20 protein-coding genes and 1 tRNA gene are annotated in these 25636 nt (G+C 40.5%); 10 read left to right on the forward strand and 11 right to left on the reverse strand.

What is annotated here, in order from left to right; translation table 11 throughout:
• Nucleotides 1-54: 54 nt before the first annotated feature.
• Nucleotides 55-870, reverse strand: coding sequence for an SDR family oxidoreductase (locus BMX50_RS17780; protein ID WP_091211900.1), 816 nt, complete (start codon nucleotides 868-870; stop codon nucleotides 55-57).
• Between the two features lie 76 nt (nucleotides 871-946).
• Between BMX50_RS17780 and BMX50_RS17785 the strand changes: the two genes are divergently transcribed.
• A complete protein-coding gene (locus BMX50_RS17785; RefSeq protein WP_091211901.1) occupies nucleotides 947-1309 on the forward strand; it encodes a winged helix-turn-helix transcriptional regulator in 363 nt (120 codons plus the stop codon).
• Nucleotides 1310-1386: 77 nt separating this feature from the next.
• Entirely contained in the window at nucleotides 1387-2775 is a 1389-nt protein-coding gene (locus tag BMX50_RS17790) for a sulfatase family protein (RefSeq protein WP_091211902.1), read from the forward strand.
• A gap of 122 nt (nucleotides 2776-2897) precedes the next feature.
• On the opposite strand, the gene BMX50_RS17795 is transcribed toward BMX50_RS17790, so the two are convergent.
• Together BMX50_RS17795 and BMX50_RS17800 are read right to left on the reverse strand one after the other, a co-directional pair.
• Nucleotides 2898-3845 (reverse strand): polysaccharide deacetylase family protein, encoded by a 948-nt coding sequence (locus BMX50_RS17795; RefSeq protein ID WP_091211903.1) that lies wholly within the window; start codon nucleotides 3843-3845, stop codon nucleotides 2898-2900.
• 4 nt (nucleotides 3846-3849) lie between these two features.
• A complete protein-coding gene (locus BMX50_RS17800; RefSeq protein ID WP_091211904.1) occupies nucleotides 3850-4245 on the reverse strand; it encodes a DoxX family protein in 396 nt (131 codons plus the stop codon).
• An 87-nt stretch (nucleotides 4246-4332) separates the two neighbouring features.
• On the opposite strand from BMX50_RS17800, the gene BMX50_RS17805 reads away from it, so the two are divergent.
• Nucleotides 4333-5175, forward strand: coding sequence for a helix-turn-helix domain-containing protein (locus tag BMX50_RS17805; protein ID WP_091211905.1), 843 nt, complete (start codon nucleotides 4333-4335; stop codon nucleotides 5173-5175).
• A gap of 14 nt (nucleotides 5176-5189) precedes the next feature.
• Nucleotides 5190-5777: a hypothetical protein gene (locus BMX50_RS17810; RefSeq protein WP_091211906.1), complete on the forward strand. Its 588-nt coding sequence runs from the start codon at nucleotides 5190-5192 to the stop codon at nucleotides 5775-5777.
• A 66-nt stretch (nucleotides 5778-5843) separates the two neighbouring features.
• Here BMX50_RS17810 and BMX50_RS17815 read toward each other — a convergent pair.
• The 7 genes from BMX50_RS17815 to BMX50_RS17845 all read right to left on the reverse strand — a co-directional run bounded on the left by BMX50_RS17815 (nucleotide 5844) and on the right by BMX50_RS17845 (nucleotide 13679).
• A tRNA-Arg gene (locus BMX50_RS17815) sits at nucleotides 5844-5915 on the reverse strand.
• Nucleotides 5916-6227: 312 nt separating this feature from the next.
• Nucleotides 6228-6935 (reverse strand): aquaporin Z, encoded by a 708-nt coding sequence (gene aqpZ, locus BMX50_RS17820; protein ID WP_091211907.1) that lies wholly within the window; start codon nucleotides 6933-6935, stop codon nucleotides 6228-6230.
• Between the two features lie 142 nt (nucleotides 6936-7077).
• Nucleotides 7078-7815 carry a sensor histidine kinase gene (locus BMX50_RS17825; protein WP_091211908.1) on the reverse strand — a complete coding sequence of 246 codons (738 nt, stop codon included), beginning with the start codon at nucleotides 7813-7815 and terminating at the stop codon, nucleotides 7078-7080.
• A gap of 177 nt (nucleotides 7816-7992) precedes the next feature.
• On the reverse strand, nucleotides 7993-8727 hold the full coding sequence (locus BMX50_RS17830) for a LytR/AlgR family response regulator transcription factor (protein WP_091211909.1): 735 nt from the start codon (nucleotides 8725-8727) through the stop codon (nucleotides 7993-7995).
• Nucleotides 8728-8951: 224 nt separating this feature from the next.
• A complete protein-coding gene (locus tag BMX50_RS17835; protein WP_091211910.1) occupies nucleotides 8952-11099 on the reverse strand; it encodes an ATP-binding protein in 2148 nt (715 codons plus the stop codon).
• Entirely contained in the window at nucleotides 11089-12168 is a 1080-nt protein-coding gene (locus BMX50_RS17840) for a PAS domain-containing sensor histidine kinase (RefSeq protein WP_091211911.1), read from the reverse strand. The genes BMX50_RS17835 and BMX50_RS17840 overlap by 11 nt, the downstream gene beginning before the upstream one ends.
• Before the next feature lie 434 nt (nucleotides 12169-12602).
• Entirely contained in the window at nucleotides 12603-13679 is a 1077-nt protein-coding gene (locus BMX50_RS17845; protein WP_091211912.1) for a sensor histidine kinase, read from the reverse strand.
• Nucleotides 13680-14320: 641 nt separating this feature from the next.
• Between BMX50_RS17845 and BMX50_RS17850 the strand changes: the two genes are divergently transcribed.
• The 6 genes from BMX50_RS17850 to BMX50_RS17880 all read left to right on the forward strand — a co-directional run bounded on the left by BMX50_RS17850 (nucleotide 14321) and on the right by BMX50_RS17880 (nucleotide 24658).
• Nucleotides 14321-15850, forward strand: a complete 1530-nt coding sequence (locus BMX50_RS17850) for a glycoside hydrolase family 28 protein (RefSeq protein WP_091211913.1) — start codon at nucleotides 14321-14323, stop codon at nucleotides 15848-15850.
• A gap of 280 nt (nucleotides 15851-16130) precedes the next feature.
• Nucleotides 16131-17000: an inositol oxygenase family protein gene (locus BMX50_RS17855; protein ID WP_091211914.1), complete on the forward strand. Its 870-nt coding sequence runs from the start codon at nucleotides 16131-16133 to the stop codon at nucleotides 16998-17000.
• A gap of 253 nt (nucleotides 17001-17253) precedes the next feature.
• A complete protein-coding gene (locus BMX50_RS17860) occupies nucleotides 17254-17850 on the forward strand; it encodes an RNA polymerase sigma factor (RefSeq protein WP_091211915.1) in 597 nt (198 codons plus the stop codon).
• 649 nt (nucleotides 17851-18499) lie between these two features.
• Nucleotides 18500-19507: a FecR family protein gene (locus BMX50_RS17870; RefSeq protein WP_091211917.1), complete on the forward strand. Its 1008-nt coding sequence runs from the start codon at nucleotides 18500-18502 to the stop codon at nucleotides 19505-19507.
• A 325-nt stretch (nucleotides 19508-19832) separates the two neighbouring features.
• Complete coding sequence (locus BMX50_RS17875) at nucleotides 19833-23045, forward strand: SusC/RagA family TonB-linked outer membrane protein (RefSeq protein ID WP_167667992.1); 3213 nt, start codon at nucleotides 19833-19835, stop codon at nucleotides 23043-23045.
• 20 nt (nucleotides 23046-23065) lie between these two features.
• Entirely contained in the window at nucleotides 23066-24658 is a 1593-nt protein-coding gene (locus tag BMX50_RS17880; protein WP_091211919.1) for a RagB/SusD family nutrient uptake outer membrane protein, read from the forward strand.
• 75 nt (nucleotides 24659-24733) lie between these two features.
• Here BMX50_RS17880 and BMX50_RS17885 read toward each other — a convergent pair whose 3' ends face one another.
• Nucleotides 24734-25621 (reverse strand): AraC family transcriptional regulator, encoded by an 888-nt coding sequence (locus BMX50_RS17885; protein ID WP_091211920.1) that lies wholly within the window; start codon nucleotides 25619-25621, stop codon nucleotides 24734-24736.
• Nucleotides 25622-25636 lie beyond the last annotated feature (15 nt).

Here is a 25636-nt window from a genome sequence, read left to right on the forward strand (position 1 = left end):
TTCATTAGGCTCGTTTTATCAGGGCAATCCTAAAATCCCACAAATCAAGGTTCCTTAAAAAAATGCTGCCATTTTTTCCATATATTCCTCAATAGGCATAGTGTTGCGCATGTTCATCAACATGTTGCCCATATTTCCAATCACCGTGCGGAACTTGTTGCTTTTGCCGGTTGCCAGATCATCTATGGCATTGACAATCTCCATTGGATCATCCAGTTGTGATTCATCGCGGGAGCCCATCAGGTTTTGTAGTTTGCTGGTAAGTTCATCATAATCGGTTATATCCGGGTTTTGGTTCCAAACCACACTTTCAACAAAATTATTGCCTTTTGAACCACCTTGCTCTATCAGTCTTAAATGAATATTTAGCGGCTTTAACTCGTAATAAAGTCCTTCGGTAAGGCCTTCAAGTGCAAATTTTGACATGTTGTAAAGCGAGCCAAGCGGTACAGCGGTAGTAATGCCCATAAACGAGCTGATGTTGATGAACATGCCCCCATTGTTTTGCCTGAAATGTGGCAGGAGCGCACGGATCACGTTGATGGGGCCGCGGGTATTTACCGCAAACTGCCAGTCGATATCCTCTTCTTTGGCAAGCTCCAATGCGCCGTACGTACCCATACCCGCATTATTTACTACAACATCAATTTTGCCGAAAGCTGCAATAGCCTGTTCGGTTGCAGTTTTTACCTGCTCAAGATTGGTTACATCCAGCTTAAATATTTTAATATTAGGATATTGTGTTAGTTCGGTTTCCTTTTCGGGTGTACGCATGGTGGCAGCTACATTCCAGCCTTGTTGTGCAAAATGTTTAGCGGTTAATTTGCCCAGTCCGCTGCTGGTTCCGGTTATAAAAACTGTTTTTGACATGGTATTTTACTTTTTTTATGCAAAAGTATAGTGAAAATGGTATAATTTTGTAACCAGTTACACAGAGTATACCAGTATGGAAGCAGGAATAACGTCACACCAACGTAATCATGCCGATGAGCGGCAGGCTTTACAAGACACCATGTATGTTATCGGCGGTAAATGGACGCTGCCAATCATCAATTCCATTTGTAATGGAAACAGACGTTTCCGGGAAATTGAGCGGAGTATCCCCGGCATTACTACGCGCATGTTATCGCGTGAGCTAAAAACAATGGAAATGAATAAGCTTGTTAAACGAACAGTAACGCCAACGTCGCCGGTTTTGATCGAGTATGAATCGACGGAGTATTGCCGGAGTTTCGGCGGTATCATTTTGGAAATGATAAAATGGGGCAAGGAGCACCGGGAGATGTTGCGCAACGCTGATAAGCAGTAATTGTTGATTAGGGCCTATTGTAAAAGTTAAGTTATCTTTAATGGTCATCCGTTATAAAAAACTATTTTCACCGGGCAATGAAACATCTAACCAATTTAACCTGTAAAGGCCTTTTCCTTTTGGCTTTCTTATTTTTGATTGTACCTGCTTCGGCACAAAAAAAGCAATTGCCCAATATCATTTTTGTATTGGCCGATGATATGGGGTACTCCGATTTAAGTTGCTATGGCAACCCGGTAATCCGTACACCATTTTTAGATAAAATGGCGCAAAAAGGCGTAAGGGCAACCAATTATGTAGTAAGCAGCCCTACGTGTACGCCGTCAAGGGCCTCATTACTAACAGGGCGTTATGCTTCAAGGATGAATTTGCCTGCGCCTATCGGTCCCGGCTCATCATTGGGTATCCCCGATCAGGAAGTTACCATTGCCGAAATGCTGAAACAGATAGGTTATAAAACCGCTATGATAGGCAAATGGCACCTTGGTGATCATGCGGCTTATAACCATCCAATGGCGCAGGGTTTTGATTCGTACTATGGTTTACTATATAGCCATGATTACCGCTCGCCTTATGTGAAAACAGATACCACCATTAAAGTATTCCGAAACCATAAGCCCGAGATCTTAAAACCTGCCGACTCATCACTGATTGAGCTGTACCAACGCGAAGCCATCCGCTTTATCAAGGAGCAGAAAAAGGGTGATAAGCCGTTTTTCTTATATCTTGCCCACAACATGCCGCATTTACCGGTAGCCTTTGCATCATCCGCAAAAAATAAAAACCGCAGTGATGGCGGTCACCTGGGTGATGTGGTTGAGCAATTGGATGAAAGCCTTGGCCAGGTTTGGAGCGAACTGGAAAAACAGGGGCTGGCTGATAATACGATATTTATGTTTTCGAGCGATAATGGCCCGTGGATAGAGTTTCCAGACCGGATGCTGGGCGATAGTGCTACCAAACACTGGGATGCCGGAACAGCAGGAGTCTTCCGGGGAAGCAAGGGGCAATCGTATGAAGGCGGAGTACGTGAACCATTCATTGTTTATTGGAAAAATCATACCGCGGTTGGCGCAAGCATTACCAGCATGATGAGTAATTTGGATGTGCTGCCTACGCTTGCTAACTGGACAGGCGCTCAGTTGCCGAAAGGCCGCACATTGGATGGGCAGTCGATTGCTGATGTGCTAACTGGGAAAGCACCTAAACACCCGGAGCATAGACCTATTTATTATTATAATAACAGTGTTTGTGAAGCTGTACGCCTGGGTGATTGGAAATATCGCGAAGTAAAAGCCAATAACAATGTGGGCGGCGTGGCTGGTTTACCGCTGCCTGCAAAAACCGAACTGTTTAACCTGGCTTATGACCCCAGCGAGCGCACTAACGTAATAAAAGAATACCCGGAGATGGCCCAGAAGCTAAAAGCTCTTTTTGACCAATATCCGGGTATGAAGGAAAATTAGGAAAAAATAAAAGCAAATAAAATTATGTCATTGCGAGGAACGACGAAGCAATCGCATGGTATACAGAGCGGCTGTGCTTCCGTGCGATTGCCGCGCCGCGCAATGACATTTTTATTTCTTTATCAACTTTCTCTTACCGTAGTTTTATCCGCCAAAGCCATCTTAGCAATTTCATCCTTACGTTTAAAACTTACGCCTTTGTGTTGTTGCATGTATTTGATCAGCTCGTTTGCGGCTTTAACCATTTGAGGGGTACCGCCAATACGGTCGTGAAAACTGATGGACATTTGGCGGCGTTTAAACTCGGCTTCGGCATATAGTTGGTCGAACTCCATTTTTACCTGAGTAAGAAATTGATCGACAGAGAAGTTTTTGCCTTCAATCAGTACAATATCATTGTTACGTATAGTGTAAGGTACTATTACAAAATCTTTTTGGTTTACAGGAATGATGAAAGGCTCGTCACGGCTCAAATCATCAATATGATAAACGAAACCAAGTTCCTGTAATATTTTTAGCGTGTTTTCGCCGCGGCGGAGCCAGTTGGCATTGTAGCCCACCGGAGTAAAACCGGTTACTTTTTTAATGGCATCGGCGCCGTCTTTTATAAATTGCTTTTCCTGATCATAGGGCATGGTGTATTGCGTTGCCCAATTCAAGCCATGGGCTGCTGCCTCATGCCCGCGGTCGACAATTTCTTTTGCCAGTGCCGGGTTTTTAAGTACGGCCGAACCCACCATATGCGATGTTACTTTTACGCCCAGCTTGTCCCAGTTATCCAGCATGCGGGGGATTCCTTCTTTATAACCATATTGAAACCAGGTTGCGCCGGGCAAATCGATATAGCCTTTTTGCATGTTTTGTGGAAATGGGCTCTCGGCATTATCCGGCTGGCCGCCCGCTTCAAACTGCATGGATACGGAAACTACCAGTCTTGAGCCATCGGCCCATTTTGAAGTGTTAACGTTATTGGTTGTTGTGTTTTCTTTGGCTGATGTTATATTGCTGCCCACAAGACCGGCCAAACCTAAAAGTCCGCCTTGTTTTACAAATTCTCTTCTTGAGCTCATGATATTATTTATTGAAGAAAAGGTTATCTAATGAATAAGTATTATTTGCCGCAAACTGAAGCAGTATGGCAAAGAAAGCGGTATGGATCAGTTGTGAAGGAAGGATCTCCCAGTTTTCTATCAAACAGCTACCCAATATTAATATGATCATTACCAGGCCGCCGCCAATTAAGGCTGGTTTGGTAAACAGTCCTGATAAAAGCAATAAGCCTATTGTGAATTCGGCAATCGGTAATAGGTAACTAAAAGGAGTTACCATTGCCTTCGGTAGCATTGATTTTTCAAATGTGCCAACCATCCAGTTGCTGAAACCATTAAGTTTAGGTAAGCGAACCAATCCGTGACCAAACATGCTTGCTCCGATGGCGAGCCTTAAAAGTAAAAAAGATGTAGTGTTCATTTTCGTTTTGTTTTGATATGTCAAAGTTCCGCATTATCAATGCCCTGCCGTTGTACATTTCAGGGTATCATATGTAACTTTACAGGTATGGAGATCAAAAACCTTTACCGTCCGTACGAGCTGGAGCTGCTTGAAACAAACCAGTACACAGCCAAGCCGCACCGCAATACCTTTTTTGAAATGGTTTTTACGCTGGAAGGCAAGGGGATCCAGATCATTAACGGGCATGAGCTGCCCTATGCTTCGGATAAGTTCTTTCTGATTTTTCCTGAAGATCAGCATGGCTTTGAAGTGCATGAGCTTACGCGGTTTTACTTTATCCGCTTTACTGATAGCTACCTGAAAACACAAAGCGAAAAGTGGGTTAAAAAAATGGAATACATTTTTCATAACCATAACCATTTGCCGGGTTGTATCCTTAAAACAGTTACCGATAAGCCGTTGGTAAGGGCTATGATAGAGGCTTTGCAGCGCGAAACCTCAAACGAGTTTCCTCAACACAACGAGGTAGTGGAACAATTGATGAATACCATTATCACTATTGCTGCCCGCAATATCACGCTGCAGCAGCACGCCAATATTATTAAACAACCATCAACAACCACGCTGCCGCTGCTTAATTACATCCACGAATATATTTATCAGCCAGAACGCCTAAAGGCCGAGTGTATGGCCTCATCATTTAACTTTTCGCCCAACTATATCAGCGAATACTTTAAGAAAACTACGGGCGAAAGCTTACAGCAATATATTACCAACTATAAACTCAAGCTGATAGAAACCCGCCTGCAATACACTGATAAACGCATGAGCGAAATTGCCTATGAGTTTGGTTTTACTGATGAGAGCCATCTGAACCGGATCTTTAAAAAATACAAAGGGGAGAACCCCACGGCGTTTAGGAAGAGATATGCGGAGGTGAATAATTAAATTTATAACATACGATGAGCCTTAGACAATTCTTAAGCTATTTTAAATCTCACAAGGCTGATAATGCCGAATATATACCTATTATTTGGGAAGATGACTATTGCCAGGTAGAATTAATACCCGAGGCAAATCTGTCGTTCGTACTTCGACAAATTAAGGAGGCAAATCTATTTGCGGAAAAACATAGAACAGAGTTGGGCTATACTGCTGTATTTATGCGTAAAGACAATCCAATGAAGACAATCTCGGAGGAAATTCGCGGGGATTATTTAAGAAAAGCGATGATTTCATTTAGGTTGCCGGAATTAACCAAAATGCGTTATCAAGGCGGAAGTGTAAAATCTTTTAATGGATCAAATACAAATGCATTTGGTTTTCCATGTTTTACGCTGTTTTTTGATACTGAAGGCGAATTTGTGAAAAATATCTGGGTGAAATTTGCTCAGGTACCATCAGGAAATGACGTTGATATCATAATATCTTCACTTTATAATTTGGGGGAAGAAAATGATTTAATATTAGTAGATTGGAATAGCGATGACATCGTTGATCTCAAAAACAAGAATCAGATAAGAAATTATTTAGCCGAATGGCGGAGATAAGTCCGATGGGATTATCTCTTTATAATTAAACAAAAAGGGACTTACAATTTGTAAATCCCTTTTTAGTGCTCCCGACGAGATTCGAACTCATATCGATGGTACCGGAAACCATAATTCTATCCATTGAACTACGGAAGCAGATTGTATGGCAAATATAGACTATTTTGGAAAGTTTAAAACTTCTACTTTTCTTTTCTTGAGCTGGTTCCTAACAAATATCGAAATACCGGAAATAGAATAATATTTAAACAACGGCTTCGATGACTATACTGAGGCAAATAATCACTAAGTATTAGGAAATAATAGTTTTCGTCGGGTTGCCTCCTGATCGGGCTGCCTGACTAATCCTTTAATGGGGAGATGTGTTGATAATTAATATATTAACTAAATTTTATCCCGCTATTGAAGTATAAAGTATAGTTAAGTGTATTGATACTGAAGTATAAAAGATCACTCTTTTTCAAGAATGTAACGCCAGGTTACCGCACTCAAAATACTGCCTAAAACAGGAGCTGAGATAAACAGCCAAAGCTGAGATATTGCTGCTGCGCCGGCAAAAAGGGCTGGTCCAATGCTCCTGGCTGGGTTTACCGATACGCCGGTTACAGGTATGCCCACAATATGAATAAGAACCAGGCTTAAACCTATTGATAAGCCGGCAAAGCCGCCATGTATGTTTTTGGTAGATGTAGCGCCGAATATCACCAGCAGAAATATAAAAGTAAATATCGTTTCGGCTATAAAACCGGCCAATAAACTATAATGGGCAGGTGAGGCTTCAGCATAGCCATTTTGCCCCAGCCCGTTGGTTATAACGTTGTAATCTTGCTTCCCCGACGCGATCAGCAACAAAATGGCTGCCCCGGCAATTGCGCCCAAAACCTGGGCTATAATATAAGAAATTGCTTCCTTACCAGTCATTCTGCCGGCCACAACCATGCCTATAGTAATTGCCGGGTTAATATGACAGCCCGATATATGGCCAATAGCATAAGCCATGGCCACTACCGACAGGCCAAAGGCAAAAGCTATTCCCAATAAACCAACTCCGGTTGTGCCGTTGGATCCTGCAATTACCGCGCTGCCGCAACCCATTAATACAAGTACCATGGTTCCCAGAAATTCGGCAAAAAACTTTGATTGTAAATTAGGTTTCATTTGTAACAGTTTATGATCGTGATACTTCGTAAGGGATTACAGGTGCAAATAAAATTAAATTGCAGATGCCTGTTTAATCGGTTCGATAGAGGGCCGATTTTGGCCGACAGAAAGTATCTAACAGAAGATGACTTTAATTATTTCAGGAAACAGGAATGGTTGTGGCTGTACCCGGTGTTTTAGGCAAGGCATAGTAAAAAGTAGTTCCCTCGCCAATTGTCGATTCGGCCCATATCCTGCCATTCATTTGCGTTATCATATCATGGCAAATGCTCATTGCCATTCCTGCCCCTTTTAAAAGTCCGCTTGTGGCGGGATCGGAATTGTTTAAATGAAACAGTTCCTGGATTTGGGAGGCAGACATGCCGTTACCCTGATCGGTAAAGGCAACTGTGATCCAGTTTTCATCTTCGCTGCATGTTACCCCAATTATGCCTCCTTCGGGCGAATATTTGGTGGCATTGCTCAATATATTCCTGTTGATAAACTGGATCATTTCTTTATGCGCGCAGATCACCTGGCTCTCCGGAACTATATTATACAAAATAATATGCTTATTGAGCTGATCGTATAGATATAAGGCATTGGCTTCATGAATAAGATCATGAAGTAATAACGGTTCTGTTTTAATTACAAAATCCTTGCTGGCAGATTTTGCCCAGTAAAGTAAGCCATTGAGCAGGTCCATACTTTTGGACGCAGTGTTGCGGAGATCTTCAAACAACAGGTGGATTTCGCCCTCCGATAAAGCTTTATTGGTGTGCTTGATCATATCTGCCGTCATAACAAGCGTGGCAAAAGGCTGCCGTAGATCATGGGCCAAAATGGCGATCATTGTTTGGTTGAAATTATCCTTTAATTCTGCTTCCTTAGTCCTCATATTTACGCTGATAGTAACATGCCTGATCTGTCAATAACGATCAATTCGTCAGCAAAGAAAAATATGTTAAAACAGCAAAAGAAAACTTTCGACAGACTGGTTATTATGGCAGACGGAATAGTTATTACATCAGACCAATAGTACGGTGCAATTTAGACTATATAACGACGGGGACGTTTACAACCATTGATGTGCAAATTTCCTAAACTCTTCCTTAAACTGTTCTGTTATTGGAATAGTGATTTTGCGTATTTTAATGGTGTTTTTGGTAAGCGAATCTATTTTATCAATAGAAATGATAAACGAACGGTGCACCCTTATAAAGCCATTGGCCGGCAGTTTTTCTTCTACAGCCTTCATGGTAGCAAGTGCTTTTACATATCCTAAATCGCCTGTTAAATAAACTTTTACGTAATCTTTAAAGCCTTCTACATACAATATGTCTTTCAAATAAATCCGCACCATTTCGTACTCCACTTTCAAGAATATAAACTCATTTGGGAGGTAATTTTCAGTATGAGCAGCCGGTTTCTCTTTTTCGGTAAAATATGTTTTTGCTTTATAAGCCGATTTCAAAAACTCCTCATATACAACCGGTTTAAGCAGATAATCAAGTGCATTCACTTTATATCCTTCTAATGCGAACCTTTCATAGCCGCTAATAAAAATTATCCGTGGTGCGTCGGCCCCGTGAGTGGCCTGCAGCATCCTTGCAAATTCCATTCCGCTCATTTCGGGCATGTCGATATCCATAAATATAAGCTGGATATCCTGCGTTGCCATTGCTGAAAGCGCTTGCGCTGCCGACTGGTAGTAGGTGAGTAAATTTAAAAATGGAATCTGGCTTATTAATACTCTCAGGTGAGTAATTGCAAATTCGTCGTCGTCTACAATGATACAATTTATTGACATCGGTAAACTTTTAAACAATAATGGGGCGGCAAAATAAAAACCAATCTTCCGTCAGGAACATATTAAACATGTTTCGGGCGAAAGGCACTATCAGACAATTAAACGGCAAAAAATCCTGTTAATTTGCGATGGCGTTGGCGATGTCAAATATAGCTATATATTGAAAAGAAATCAAAAATACGCGTTTTATACTATGGCCAAGCTAATTTCTGCTATCTGAAATACTATCCATTTATTTCAATTGCCGAAACAACTTTTTTGAGGAGCTCTGCCTCTGTGAAAGGTTTTTCAATCGCACTTGTAAAATTTTGCTTCAACTTTTGTTCATACGCGGAGGTTAACTCATCCGAGCAGATGGCAATAACAGGTGGTTTATTTAGCAGTTCCTTTGATTCTTTTAAATTAACTGCAAATTTCACTGCTTCTGCCTCGGATGCAGCCAAATCAACCAATACTATATTTATTGGTTGTTCAGCCAGTATTTTTAAAGCCGCTCTCGCATCCAGCGCCTGGTAAAAATTAATATTCCATTTGCTTGTAAGCATTTTAAGAAAAGTTAAGCTGAGCTCGTTATGATCAACGGCCAATATATTCAAGCCATTTAATTTCGATGTCAAATTATCACCGGTGTTTTCTTCCGTTTCGGTCACAATCTTTTTGTAAGGTATAAAGAAGCTGAAAGTACTTCCGGCATTTTCCTTACTTTCTACGGTTATCTCTCCTTCCTGCAATTCAACAAGTTGTTTGCAGATATAGAGCCCCAGGCCGGTACCGGTTTGTCCTTTTGCTGAGTTTGTTTGGTAGTATTTTGAAAAAAGCCGCCCTTGCTGCTGTATACTAATGCCCTGGCCCGAATCTTTAATACTTATCTGCAGCCTGCTGGTGTTGTTTACCTCCCTGAGATTTGCATTGATGCTGACACCTCCAACCTTTGTATATTTTATGGCGTTACTTAATAAATTGATCATGATCTGTTTAAGCCTGAAGCTATCACCGAGTATCATGGATGCTTTATCGCCCTCAAAATTATAATTTAAAAATAAGTTCTTTTTAGTGGCGCTAAACTCCATGTTTTCAACTAATTGGCTCAGTATGAGATCGGGATTAAAGGGTTCTGAAATGATCTTAAATTCGCTTGTTTCCATTTTAGCAGCATCAAGTGTATCATTTAGGGTGTGTAACAACATATCAGATGAAAGCCTGATGGAATTAAGCATCTCTATTTGCTTTGTTGAGAGGTTTGAGCGGCTGAAAATATATAAAAAACCATTGATGGCAGTGAGCGGATTACGCACCTCATGGCTCATCTGCAATAAAAGGTTCATCTTTTGCTGAGCCATACCAACAGATCGTTCATTTTCATGAACTAAATAGGTTTCTGCTCTGTTGAGGTTAATAATAAACATTATAAGCAGTGCGGCAAATACCAATACGAAGAAGAGTGACGCAAGATAAAATTTATTAAATAATGAAGTAGTGTCGCGATAACTCTTAAGCGCGTTTTCTTTAAGTTCGTTTACCAGGCTTGTGTTAATATTAGTTATTTCGGTAACGATTCTTTCCAGTTCGCTATTAATGTGCATGTTAAGCACAATCATTTGCTTTTGGGTAGTAAATAATTTAGAGTTACGTTGTTGTAATTGCTGTAGCTTTTTACTGTAGATATCTTTTTCCCGGCTGGATATCCGCCTGTTTACCGAGTCTATTATCCTGGCTGTTCTGTTAGAGTTTATTACCGTTACATTAGCAACGCCGGCGTTAGAATTTTTATTGGCAATTGCATCCTTTATCCTTGCAAAAAAGCCTTTTTTATTTACCTGTCCATCGGTTTTTATTGTGTCGCTGGTTTTAAGTTTTTTGCCCTTCCTGCTGGATGTCGTGGTGTATACATTATCATCGTTAACCGGATTTATACCTGATGAGGCTGTTAAAAGCGAATCGAAGCTATGCTTCAACACATACAAATTAGCAGAGAGTTTTAATTTCTTTACATACAGGTTTCTAACTTTTGCACGTTGCGACTCTGTTAGCTTTGCTGTATCTATATTGTCTTTAAGCAAGCTGTCGATAAGGGTGAACGATTGGGCAAGCTTGGTCTTGTATTCAGTATTTTTTATGCTATCGGATGTTAAAAGCGAAGCCTGAAAATCATCTTCGGCCTCGTGAAGTAACAGTAATGCTCTTTGCGATTTAGCCTGATCATATTCGAGGTTCAGGGTTAACCCGGATAATGTGTTTAACCGGTTAGAAACAGAGCCATTTACAAACAGGGCTATAATGGCAAGGATTATAATTAGTGCTATAAATGCAAGCAATATTTTCCGCGAAATGCTTTTAATATTACCGGAACTCAATTCATTTTTATAAAACATTGTATTTATTTATTCTAATTTCCCAGGCGATTGCGCCGTAGCGTTTTTTGTGAGTTAATAATTTGCCGCTATGTTCTGCAAGCATTTTTTCGGCATTAATTAAGCCATCATACCCGGCGGGGAATGGGTTTGTGTTACTATAAGTTTGCAGTTTCCTGTTTCCGAGGGTCGGCAATCGTTCGTCGGTGATGATCAAACTTGAAAAATAATTTCCTTCAACGCCCGAAATAACAATGTCGCCATCATGCTTTCCTGCCCCGATAATATAGTTTATAATGTTTACAAACGCTGTCTCCAATATAAAACGATCGTAAAATATAAGTTTAGGAAAATCCGGTTTAAAATACAACCGGATATTTTTTTGAGCAAGACGAGGTTTTAAATTTTGGTAGTACGTTGTTAAAAAGGGTTCAAGATCAATCAAAACCGGTCGAAATGTAAAAGTGCCTCTTTCAATTTCAGTGCGATGCAGTACTGTATTAAGCAGGTGTGTGGCATAGTCAACATGCCGCCCCAGGTCATAAATTATTCTTTCAAATTGTTCTCTTTCTATATCGGTATGTTGAGTGGATAAATTATCCAGCAATATTTTTATGTGAGACAGCGGGTCCCGCACATCATGTTTTACCATTGAAAGCAGCAGGTTTTTTTGCTGAACAGTTTTGCTTAGCTTATTATTTTGCCTTTCCAGTTCGTCTATATTTAAAAAAGTGAATACAGTTAAATGATCTATTTGAGTTTCATAGATATCGTACCAATAATAGGATCCATCTGCACAACAAACTTTAGTTTCCAGATGAAAGAATGATCGGCCATACTTCGCTGCAATATTCCGTCTTTTATCGCGGCAGTTCATGATCTCATTTTGATAGTCAGGATCTGGATATGCTTTCTGAAACCAATCCTGCAGATCGTGAAGTTCATCGTTTTTATAACCTATCCCGGCAACAAAGGCACCGTTGCAGTATAAATTTTGATTCTCAAGTGCTGAATTATTAATGATTATAACAGGGGTAATCATAATATCCGCAATTTTAAAGAAACTGTCTGCAGTAGTGATCTTTTCCAAGGATAGAAGGTTTAAGTAAATATTTTATTGTTGCAAAAGCAAACAGTAATAAACTTATACTCTGAAATTTCGCTCTTGTGCCGATGTTAAAATACGGTAACGGGATTTGAGGCATTTGGCGCAGAAATATCTTTTAATCGGAAGGAAAAATAACAGATTGCGCCCAAACCAATTTCGTGGCATTTTATAATGGAAGGGTTGTGAACACCTTCTGCAGTGCATAAAGGGCTTATCATTGTAACTCATAAATTCAAATAATGCCTTTTCAGGCTGTGTATCAAATGCAAAAAAGACTAATTGTAAAACTTTGGGAGAATGCCTCATTACGCGTCATCGACTATAATTATCATTGACGCTTTTGGTTATCGGGTGAATTTTAGTCCTGGTTTTTCTTTTTGCTTAATGTCATTCTGTACAATTGCTAAATAGTTCAACTAATTGTATATCATTATCTCGCAGGAGGCGCCGGTTGCCAGTGAGTTTGATACACTCAGTTTACCTCTATACTGTTCTAAAATCTGTTTTGCGCTAATAAGCCCAAGACTGAAACCCTCTGCAATGTCCTGGCCTGCACTTTGATGATGATTTTGGTTTTCCATAGCATCCATTTGTTCTGCGGTCATCCTGTTTCCCGGATTTGTTATGATTAAACTGGAATGCTTTTCATAATGTCTCAATGAAATCTTAATTACACCGTTTTTAGGTGTGTGCATTATAGCATGATCAATTACATTTCTAAAAATTATATCAAGGGCAAACTGGTCGTAATAGATGATGCCGGGCCCCGGAATTTCAAAAACCAGATTGATTTGCAGGTCGTTTAATATCCTGTTAAATACGTGCCTGCAATTGTTTAAAAAATCCTTCAGTTTAATTTCTTCAGGCTTAAATATGAATACTTCTCTTTGGCTTTCCATACGTAACCGGGCAGGAGCTACCGTATTTAACAGATAACTCAACTGATCAGTTAATGCCAAAGCTATTTCGCAGATCCTGCTTTTGTTTAAATAGTTCATTTGGTAACCATCCAGAATTGCTTTAAGGTTACTTAATGGCGATCGTACCTCATGCGTAAGTACAGAAAGTAACAGCGTTTTTTGCTGTATTACATTAACCAGTTTATCATTTTTCTCTTTTATCCTGCTGATATTAAGCAACGTGATCATTTTTAATGACCCCACAGCAACGCTATGAAACTCGTACCATTTATATGAATTATCGGCACAATATATCCTTGCTGCCAAGCTAAAATGATGATTGCCGTTTGCTTTTGCTGTTGTTTTTTTATTGTTCCAGGCGGTCTGTATTTCCTCCCGGTAAGCCGGGTCAGGATATACTGTTCGCCACCATGTTGTGTGATTGGGAATGTCATCTATATTATACCCAACCTCGTTGTAAAAAGCGATGTTAAAGTGAAGCCTGCTGATATCAACGCTTTCGTCATCTATGATAACAGGGGTAATGACGTGATCTACAGCTCTGAGAAAGGTATTTCTATTAATATTATTCATAAAAGGCTATGTAAAACCACCCCGGGGGTTAAGTCTATATTTCATATTTAAATAAATCTTATCTCGGTATTTAATCTACCCGAAATAAGGAAATACTTCAATTACATTCAGCAAAAACGACAGACAGGGAAAAACAGGCGATGAAATAAAAGAAACATCAGACAAAAAAACAGTTGTGTTTATAGTTTATTTAGTATAATCTATTTTAAACTATTCGTTGTTTTCAAGCATCATACAAGTAAGAAAAGCTTTCGCCTGTATTGACACAAGTGAGGTGCTTTTTGAAAACAGGTATTAACCGATGTGTTTGCCTGTTTAACGGCTCAATGTTTAAAGCTCCTCTCAGGAGATTTTATTTTAGTCTAATCAAATTTTAACAGGAAATAATTGAGCTATAAATTCGGAATGGGTATAATTTTAGATTAGAAATTAACGTATTGTAATAACCTCAATTTAATAACGGTTATTATCATTGTTATTGGCCCTATGTAAACGTTTACGTAAATAAAAGTTTACCGCCGCCGTCAATTAAATTGAAAGTTTAATAGTTTAGGTGTTTAATGTACAATTAAACGCTTCATTGTTCGTAAATTCAATAAGCGATAAACCTGCTTAAATTTTTCTTTTAATAATAACTGATAATGAAAATTCTTCATTTTTTAACGTTGCTTATAACGCCATTTGCCGGTTATGCTCAGCAAAAAGTATTTAACATTACCGATTATGGCGCCAAAGCCGATGGTATTACCAATAACACAATCAGTATTCAAAAGGCTATTGATAATGCAAGCGCACAGGGGGGCGGTACAGTATACGTGCCTGCCGGTAAATTTTTGACGGCTTGTATCAGCATGAAATCAAATGTTACCCTGAACCTTGCCGAAAATGCTGTATTGTTGGGTAGCGCAAAAAGAATTGATTACGGAGAAGGGCACGCAGCTCCATTAATAGCCGCCAATAATTTGCAACATATCGCAATAACAGGTAAAGGGATCATTGACGGAAACGGCGAAGAATTGCTGAAAGACGTTTTTGCTATGCTTAAAGCGGGTAAATTAAGGGATTCATTATGGCAAAGGCAAAATCCATGGGGGCAAACCCAGCCCGAAGAACCTAACCGGCCCAAATTGATCCATTTTTCTAACTGTACCGATGTGCTGATAAAAGGTGTGACAATGAAAAACGGCCTGGTATGGGTACAGGACTATACTAAATGCCGCGACCTGGTTATTGACAGCATAAAGGTAGAAAGCAATACTTATTGGAATAACGATGGTATTGATTTGGTTGATTGCCAAAACGTAAAGCTTACCAATAGTTTTTTTAATGCCGATGATGATGGCATCTGCCTAAAATCGAGCGACAGGAATAGCAGCTGTGAAAATATTTATGTGGCAAACTGTACCACCAGGTCAAGTGCAAGCGGCATCAAATTTGGAACAGCCTCGCGCGGAGGTTTTAAAAAGATAACCATAAAAGATGTAAAAATTTACGATACCTACCGGTCGGCCATCGCGCTGGAGTGTGTTGACGGTGGAGTGATGGAAGATATTGATATCAGTAACATTAGCGCAGTAAATACGGGCAACGCCATCTTTATTCGCCTCGGTCACCGTAATAAAGATGCTGTAGTGAGCAGCATTAACGGCATCCATATCAGTAATGTAACGGTGGACGTGCCTAAAGGTAAACCCGATAAAGGTTACCCGATGGAGGGGCCTTTAGTTAAAGGGAACCATAATATCTTTCCTTCGTCAATTGCGGGTTTGCCCGGCCATCCCGTTAAAAATGTAACGCTTGAAAATATTAAGATAGTGTATCATGGCGACGCCAGTAAAGCCGTCGCCAGTGTCAGCCTCGATTCGTTAACAAAGATCCCCGAAAATCCACATGACTATCCCGAATTTTCGATGTTTGGCGAACTACCTGCCTGGGGCTTTTACACCCGCCACGCCGAAGGTGTAACGTTTAAAAATGTAACCCTTAGCTGCCCGGGGAAGGATTTCAGAGCGGCTGGTGTATTTAATGATGTGGATGGGTTAACCATTAATGGCCTTAAAATACCGCAGGTTAAATCGCTGCCGGTGCTTGTGTTTGATGGTGTGACTAAATCTTCGGTTAAGGGCATTCAGATTCCCGGAACAAGTAAAAATAAGATACTTAAGAGGTGATTTGATCACACATCAGGAAATCACTTTGCTAAATCAATTTAAGGGCTTTTAGCTTTGTGGATTCAGCTTTTTATCTTAGTGAAACTTAAACGTTTACGTAAATAAATATCGCGTTTCATATAAAAGCACCGTTTTTTTTATCAAAATTTAATCATTATAAAACTAAAACGGTGCACGTAAGTGCAGTTCCAATTTTAAATTATAGCCTTCATACTTAATTATTATTTTCTGGTATGAGGCGAAATATAAAGTGCTTACTATTTAATAAAAGGTTTACGATATGGAAAAGTTAACTGAAAAAGAGATATCGCCATTGCCGAGTCTTGATGTATGGGAAGATGATGTATTGAGCAGGTACCCCGAGCCGGGAACCGAGAAGGCCAAAGATGAGTTTAGGGTTTATAACGACGATGAAAATAACCCGGTGAGGGAGTTTTACAGGCTTAACCATACTTATCAAACCTATGGCAACGTGCTGGCCAAAAAGGCAAACTTTTTACAGTTTGATAAAAAGGAAATGCCGTGGTGGTCGGCAATGGAATATCTGAATACGCTGGTTGATGAATCGGACCCGGATATTTCGCTTGATCAGTTACAGCATTTACTGCAAACATCTGAGGCTATCCGTGCCGATGGCCATCCGGATTGGTTTGTATTAACCGGTTTTATACATGATTTGGGTAAAGTACTTTGCCTTTTTGGCGAACCGCAATGGAATGTGGTGGGCGATTCGTTCCCGGTAGGCTGCAAGTTTTCGGATAAGATAGTTTACCCTGAGTTTTTTGCTGCAAACCCTGATAACGACGATGAGCGCTACAATACAAAATACGGCGTTTATACCCATCAGTGCGGGCTTGATAATGTGCATATGTCATGGGGCCATGACGAATACCTGTACCACATCACCAAAGATTATTTGCCGGAAGAGGCTTTGTACATGATCCGTTACCACTCTTTTTACTCGCAGCATCGTGAAAAGGCGTATGATCATTTGTTGAACGCCCACGACCAGGAGATGTTTAAATGGGTTGATAAATTTAATCCGTACGATTTGTACTCTAAAAGCCCGAAACCGCCGGTAGTATCGGAGTTGAAACCTTATTACGAGGATTTGATTGCCAAATATTTGCCTGCAACCGTAAAATTATAATTTGTGGACTGTAATTTCAGTCGATTTCTATATTGACCGTTAAGTTAATTTGTTTAGCCCGGTTTGTAAAAAAAGTTAATTTGCAAACCGGCGCTAAACTTTTAAAAAGTCGATAAACCACCTTTAGCCGATTACTGAATAAATTATTAACGATATAGTCGTAAGGTATATTTGTCGATAATAAAATAGTTGTATTTTTCACAATAATTCCTGCCTACTGATTAATGAATAAATAAATAATTATCAGGTTTTTATGAATACAGATGGAGATAAAGATTTAGTGTTTCGCTTACACGATGATGACATCGGTGCATTTGATATGCTTTATCAAAAGTATCACCAGGCTATTTATCGTAATATCTTCAAACTCACTAAAGATGATGATATTGCCCGGGATATTTTGCAGGACGTTTTTGTTGCCTTATGGGAAAAGCGGGTTGATATTAATCCCGATCAGTCTGTAAGTGGTTGGTTGTTTGTGTTAAGCTTTAACAAATCCGTCTCTTATCTCCGCAAAAAAGTACGCGAAACCACGGTTGTTAATACCATGCCTTTTTCTGAAATGGAAGCCGACGGCAGTGATGTACAGTTATTGGATGAGCAATATTATTTGTTACAGCAGGCCATTAACCAACTATCGCCGCAACGTAGAAAAGTATTTACCCTTTGTAAGCTGGAAGGAAAGACCTATGAAGAGGCCGCCGAAAAATTAAACCTGTCTAAACACACCGTTAAAGAATATCTTGGCCATGCGGTTGTAGCTGTTAAAAACCACATAAAGGAAAACCACGCAGAGTGGAAAACCGCAGGGGTTATGTTGGTTTGTTACTGGGTAGGAATGAATCAGTGAAAGGGGTATTTGCTTTCAAATTTTTAAGCGATAAATGGCTGTTTATCGCTTTTATTGTTTAAGATAGTCCGCGGTTTGCTTTTGTTGGGTGTTATCGCAGGAGATGATAGGAGACAAAACAAGCTTGAATATTAAAAATCATGTCATTGCGAGGAGCAGCAAGGGGTAAAGTAAAGGGCGCGACGCGGCAATCTCGTAGCTAATGCATGGCGGCTTTGCATATCTGATAGGGTAACATGAGACTGCGGGCAACAGCCAGGGGAACCCCGGAAAGAACCATGATGACATGCAAAATATATTTAGATATAGCGTGCTGGGTTGCGTTAGGGATGGGAGCGGATACCAGCCTGGGGCTAAGGCCGGTGCAGTATGAGTGTACAGCCCGGCCGCAGGCAACGCCCATGTTATAAAATCGATCAAAAGAAGATGTCTAATAATCAATAATTTACAATTGCGTCATTATATATAAGCGTAGCGCGGCAATCGCACGAAGACACAGCCGCTCTGTATAGTATGCGATTGCCGCGTCGCGTCCAGGCTGATCCCTACGCCGCTCCTCGCAATGACATATTTTATAAATTTTCTTTAAAAAATCACAAATCCATCCCCCCGTTTTAAGGCTCCCGGCGTATTTATATAAAAACAGCTTGTGGAAACCATAGTCAAACGCTTAGAAAGGCTTTATAATACTGAGAACTTAACTCCTGAAGACAGGCGCTGGCTTGCTGAATACCTGAAGGGTGATGTTTCGGAATTATACCTTGTTGCGCTTGAAGGTTTCAGTAAAGATGCGCTGGAAAAAAAGTTATCTCTGAGCCAGCAGGAATCGGATCAAATACTTAACAATATCCATCAGCGCATAATAAAGCCTCCGCCTGCACGTAAGGTATTCCCAATTTGGCGGTTACTGGTGAAAATAGCTGTAGCCGCATCTGTAACAGCCATTTTTAGTGCTGGATATATATTCAGAAAGCAATTGGACAACTGGTTAAACCCGGTTCATTACCAGGAAACGGTAGCGCTAAATGGCGAAATTAAATTGATCACGTTACCCGATGGTACAAGTATTTGCCTCAATGCAGGCAGCAGTTTAAAGTATCCGGACAAGTTTAAAGAGAAAACGAGGGAGGTTACACTTACAGGCGAGGCTTTCTTTAAAGTAGCTCATGATAGCAGTAAGCCGTTTATCATTCATTCGGGTAAAATTAAAACTACCGTTTTAGGTACCAGCTTTAATGTTAAAGCTTATACCGAAGATAAATCGGTTAAAATTACGGTGGTAAGCGGAAAAATTGGAGTTGCGCCAACAACCTCAAAACATCCGGCTGTATTGCTTACGTCAAATATGCAAATGGTGTATAACAAAACCAGCCAAACACTGCTTACCGAAAAAATTGTTGATGCTTCATCGGTGATCAGCTGGCAGCAGGGTAAGCTGCAATTCCATAATACGCCGTTGTTTGATGTTTTGGCTGATGTTCAGCGAAAATATAACGTAGAGATCAAGGCTGATAAGAATTTACTGAACTGCACATTATACGCCGACTTTAACAATATGCCATTAGAAAAAGTGTTGAAGCTGACTGAAGCCCTTATAAATGCCCATTTTAAAAAAGACGGCAACGCCTATACGTTAAAGGGCAAAGGCTGTAATTAATGTGCCCGATATACCAATTATACAAGTGCAAATAAATTGTTTGACAACCTAAAAATGGAATTGCTATGAGTTAAACCCAGGAAAAAGAGAAATGATCCTCCAAAATGGCCGGGCCAGTTTTGGAGGAATAAAATGTAAAGATTTTTTAATGGACCATGCACAAGGCCTCTCACAACCACAGCACGTTCCAGCTTGACCTATAACACTTTAATATAGCAAAAATATGAAAATAAACATACCCGAAAGAGTCTTTCGAGCCATAACATTTGTTATGAAAATTAATGCGATCATTTTATTAGTAGTCTGTTCCCTGTCAACCATTGCCATGGCTGATAATTCATACGGACAAAGCGTACTGGAAAAGCCAGTTACCCTTAAGTTGAAAAACACGCCCCTTTCTGATGCGCTGGAGCGGATCTCGGCAAATACCGGCGTACGGATCATGTACACCGGAAACAACATCGAATCTGATGTTAAGGTGACCCTTACAGCCCATAACGAAAAGCTGCAGGCGGTTTTGAAAAAAGTTTTATTAGATAACCAATTTACTTATACCGAAGTTGAGGGGAGTTTACTGGTTAAGCCGGCCCCTAAGCCACCGGTAGAGAAAAAAGTGGAAATCCCGGCCATTATTGTTACTGGATCTGTTGTTGATGATAAGGGGCTGCCTTTAATAGGTGTTTCTGTTAAAATAGAGGGCCTTTCAACAGGTGCTGTAACCGATATTGATGGTAAGTTCAGGGTTCAGGTTGCTAATGAAAAAGCTGTACTGGTTTTTTCTTATATCGGCTTTGAAACCCAAAAAATAGTTGTAGGTAAGCAAACGTCAATAAAGGTTGTTTTGCAACCTTCGGCTAATTCACTATCTACCGTTGTGGTAATTGGTTACGGTACTACCACCAAAAAGGAGTTGACAAGTGCTGTTGCCACAGTTAAGGCCGAGCAATTTAATGCCGGTGTTGTTGCAACCCCTGCCGATTTATTGGAAGGTAAAGTTGCCGGTTTAAATATCACCAACGATGGTAACCCTAACGGCAAAGCTTCGGTAACGTTGCGCGGCCCATCTTCAATAAGGGCTGGTGCAGCATCTGTGCCTTTTTATGTAATTGACGGTGTACCCGGCGCCGACTTTAACTTGCTGGCACCCTCAGATATTGCTTCGATAGATGTATTGAAAGATGCTTCGGCAGCAGCAATTTACGGAACCAGGGCTACCAATGGTGTAATCATCGTTACCACCAAAAAGGCAAAAGCAGGCCAGTTAAGGATGACCTATAACGGATACGGTTCATTCGAAAAAATATCTAACCAGTTTAAAGTAGCATCTGCCGATCAGCTGAGGGCTTATGTGAAAGCTAACGGACAAAGTTTTACCCCCGCAAATGATAACGGTGGTAATACCGACTGGCAAAAAGCCGTTGAACGCGGTACCGGGTTCTCGCAAAATCATAACCTTTCTTTCGGAGGAGGTACCGATAAAACTACTTATAACGGAAGCATAAACTACCTCGAAAATCAGGGTATTGTTAAAAGTAGTGATATGAAGCGTGTTATAGGCAGGCTTAACATCACTCAAAAAGCGCTGAATGATAAACTGAAACTGGACTTTTCGTTGAGCAATTCGGTAACCAATTCTAACCTTTTGGTAAACGATATTCCGCTATCAACAGCAAACGGACAAAGCCCGGGCTTGTTTAAGTCGATAGTTCAATATTTGCCTACCCGCACTATTTACAATGCCGATGGTACTTTTTACAACGATCCTACATTAAAACTGGGCTATAACCCGGTAGGGCTTATCACCAATGATAGCTACAAACAAAAAATTAATTTATTACTGGGTAATGTACGCGGTGAGTTGATCTTGCCAGCAGGCCTGCTTTACAACTTTAATTTAGCTTACCAGGAAACAAATACAGATAATAATACCTATTACAACTCGGCTTCAGAACTTGCGCCGGGCCTTGGGGGCAAAGCTATCCGTTCAACTTATGAGGATAACAAAAAGTTATTTGAAAACTATTTAACTTATGCTCATAAATGGGGCGATAAACACGATTTTAAAGCATTGTTTGGTTATTCGATAGATCAAACCACAACAGGTAACGGTTTCCAGTCAACCAATCAGGGCTTTATTTCAGATGCTACCGGCTCCAATAACCTGGCCCTGGGCACGCCTGCTGCAGGTTACCGCGTTGATTATGGAAGTGTTAATGTTGAAACCTTACGGTTGATATCTTTTTACTCGCGCCTTAATTACAGCTATGAGGGTAAATACCTTTTACAGGCATCTTTACGCCGCGATGGTTCAAACGCCTTTGGCCCTAATAAGCGCTGGGGTTATTTCCCGGCTGCTTCGGCTGCATGGCGTGTTATCGACGAAGGCTTTATGAAATCTCAAACCCTGTTTGATGATTTGAAACTGCGTGTTGGTTATGGTAAAACAGGTAACTCGTTGGGCTTCTCGCCATATACACCTTTAACAATTTATGGTACTACCGGTAGCTTTTATTACAACGGTGCTTATATCGGTGCAGTTGGTGTAACCCAAAACCCTAACCCTAATTTGAAATGGGAAAGTACAGCCACGCTGAACGGCGGTGTTGATTTCTCGTTATTTAAAGGACGTTTGGGCGGTTCGGTTGATATCTACAATAAAAAAACAACCGATATGATCACCACCGTGCCTGTATCGCTTATCAACAACTTTGTTGGTACAACGGTTGAAAACGTTGGTAGCATGACCAATAAAGGGGTGGAGATAGCGCTGAACGGAACGCCAATAAAAACAAAGGATTTCACCTGGAGCAGCTACGGCAATATCTCATTTAATAAAAATAAGATCACTGCACTGGCGCCAAATCTTTCAAAGATCTATGCAGGTGATCCTGAAGGCCCCGGACAAAGCGGTATCAAAGTATCAATCATTGAAGCCGGTTATCCGCTGGGCGAGTTTTATACTTTGAAGTACCTGGGCCGTACTAATGGCGTATCTACCTTCATGGGTGCCAATGGTCAGCCAACAACAACACCTCAAAGTTCTGATCAAACTTATGCAGGCAATGCACAGCCAACCTATACATTCGGTTTCGGCAACGATTTTAGCTACAAAAACTTTAGCCTTAATTTCTTTTTCAGAGGCCAGGGCGGTAATAAGATCATGAATGCATCACTGGCAAGCTTTAACCAGCCTACCCAGGCTTCGGCGCATGGCGTTCCTGCTTTAACATTAAGCGAGCCGGGTACCGATGTTAATGCTAATTTATATTCAACACGTTACCTTGAAAGCGGTGCATTTATCAGGTTAAGTAATGCAACGCTGGCTTATAAAATAAATGTTCCGGGTAATTATGTACATGGCATCCGGTTGTATGTTACCGGTACCAATTTATTTATCATCACCAAATACAAAGGTGTCGACCCTGAATTGAACCTGAACATCGATAACCAGGCAAGCGGCAACTTTATCGGGGTAGACAGCAATAATTTCTATCCAAAAACAAGGACTTTCCTTGCCGGTGTACAAGTTGATTTATAATAAATTTTAACCTAACTGACATGAATAATTTAAAAAGATATATAAAACCTGGCCTAATTGCCATGTTTATAGGAGCAATTTACCTTTCGGGTTGTACAAAGTTGGATATTACTCCAAAATCGGCGCTTACAACTGCTAACTTCCCAACCACACCGGCGCAATACGTCGCTGCTACAGGGCCTATCTATACCTCGTTTCGCGGGGCACCGGGCAGGCAATACTGGTTGCTGCAAAACTTAAGCACCGATGAATGCGTACTTGTTGCGCGTGGCGGCAACTGGCTTGATGGAGGCACTTATTCAACCGTAAACCTGCACACTGTTACGCCTGATAACAGTATGACCGAAACTTGCTGGTCTGGAGGGTACGGAACTATCAGCTTGTGTAACCAGGTGCTGTCTTTATTAGCACCTACACCCGAAAGCGATTCAAAAAAACAAACCATTGCCGAAATTAAAACCATGCGCGCCCTGTCATACTTTTACCTGATGGACCTGTTTGGTAACGTGCCTATCAGCAAAACTTTTGGCGATACCACCAATCTGGGCACCCAGTCAAGGGCTACTGTATTTGCATTTATTGAGAGTGAATTACTTGCGCAAATTCCAGATTTGAGCGGTACCGCAGGGGTAACTACTTACGGCAGGCCAACCAAAGGTTTAGCTTATGCCATACTTGCAAAAATGTACCTGAACGCGCAATATTACATTGGTACATCAAGGTACCAGGATGCAGTTACCATGTGCGATAATGTTATAAAAAGCGCCCAATATGGTTTAGATGCAGATTATTTAGGCATGTTTAAGCCTAATAACGGCCCGGGTATTAAGGATTTTATTTTTGCCATACCTTATGATGGTGTGCAGGCACAGGGGCAATATTACGCCCGCTGGACATTGAACCCTAATTTGAAGGATAAGTATAAAATGCCATACACACCTGATGGGCCTGTGTACACTTACAAAGAATATTACGCTTTGTTTAACGATGCTAATGATATCCGTAAAAAGCAATTTTTAGTTGGTAAACAGTACAATAATGACGGTACGCCGATAAATATTACCACAACAAACATCGGGCTGGATGCAAGTTATTCAGGGCCAAACCCAAATGCTACGGTAGTACACCAGTTAGAGTTTACACCTGATATTGTGTGGAAAAACCCGGCAACATTTGATATCGGTAACGATGAGCTTGCCAACGAAGAAGGTTACAGGAATAACAAGTTTTATCCGGATAGCCTTAATACAGACCGTAATCAGGGTAATGACGTGCCTATGTTCAGGTATGCCGACATTTTGCTCGAAAAAGCAGAAGCTATTTTACGCGGTGCATCAGCAACCAATGGCGATTCGCCTTTATCATTGGTTAACCAGGTTAGGGCACGTGCAAAAGCTTCGCCTTTAACTGCTGTAACGCTGTCTGATATATTAGACGAACGTGGCCGCGAGTTCTCTATGGAAATGTGGCGTCGTAATGACCTGATCCGTTTTGGTCAGTTTGAGAAAAAGTGGGGTATAAAAACAGATGCCGATCCTAATAAACGTATTTTCCCGATCCCAAGACCGGAAATGCAGTTGAACCCTAAACTGGTACAAAATCCGGGTTATTAATTTATTACTATTATTTATTTAACAAATGCAGGCCCTAAAAAGCCTGCATTTGTTTTTTATATGGTTTTAATGATCTTAAAACTCCCTGAATTTCCGCCGGTACTCCATTGGGGTATTGCCGGTAGCCAACTTAAAATACCTGTTAAAATTTGAAAGGTTATTAAACCCCGAATCGCGGCTGATTGAATTTATATTTTCATTGGTTTCCCTGATCAGTTTGCATGAGTTTTCTATTCTTACCGTCAACAAAAAATCAAAGTAGGTTTGGCCGGTACGCAATTTAAAATAGTGGCAAAATGCTTTCGGCACCATGTGTATGATGTTCGCTATGTCTTTAAGCTTAATGTCTTTATAAAAATTGTCCATGGTATACAGGTAGATCTTAGTTAACCTTACTTCATCTATTCTGTTGAAGATCTTTTTTTCAGTTTGATCGATCAGGTTTGAGATCTGTTCAGCCTCAGCAATTTTATTTAGCAGTTGCAGCAGTAACGGAAGCTGCTCATGTCTGGCCGAATTTTCTATCTGGCGGATAAAGTCAACCGCAACAGCTTTAGAATTTTCATTGATCAGTAGTCCATTTTTGGCACTATTTAAAAGGTTGTTTAACAGGCTGTTTTCTGGTAGCGTCATGAACGTATTTCCCAATTTATTAGGATCAAAATGAAGGGTAAGCAGCTGCAGCGGTTTAGGTATTTTACCGCTTTTCATGGAGTAGTCATAGTAGCGGTTGGTTTCAAACTTGAACATATGGGGTACGTTGCAGCCTATGATGATCATGGTATCCCCCGAAACCCTTTTTGAAGTGTTTCCTATCGAAAAAGTTCCTTCACCGCTTATAATATAAATAAGTTCCAGCTCGGGATGATTGTGGAAATTATTAATGGCATGGTAAGTTTTTGCTTCGGCTATTGTAAAAGCTGAATTGTCGACTTTTAAGACCTGCTCGAAGAAATCTTTCATTTTTATACTATAGTG

It is taken from the genome of Mucilaginibacter gossypiicola (genome assembly GCF_900110105.1).
GTDB lineage: Bacteria > Bacteroidota > Bacteroidia > Sphingobacteriales > Sphingobacteriaceae > Mucilaginibacter > Mucilaginibacter gossypiicola.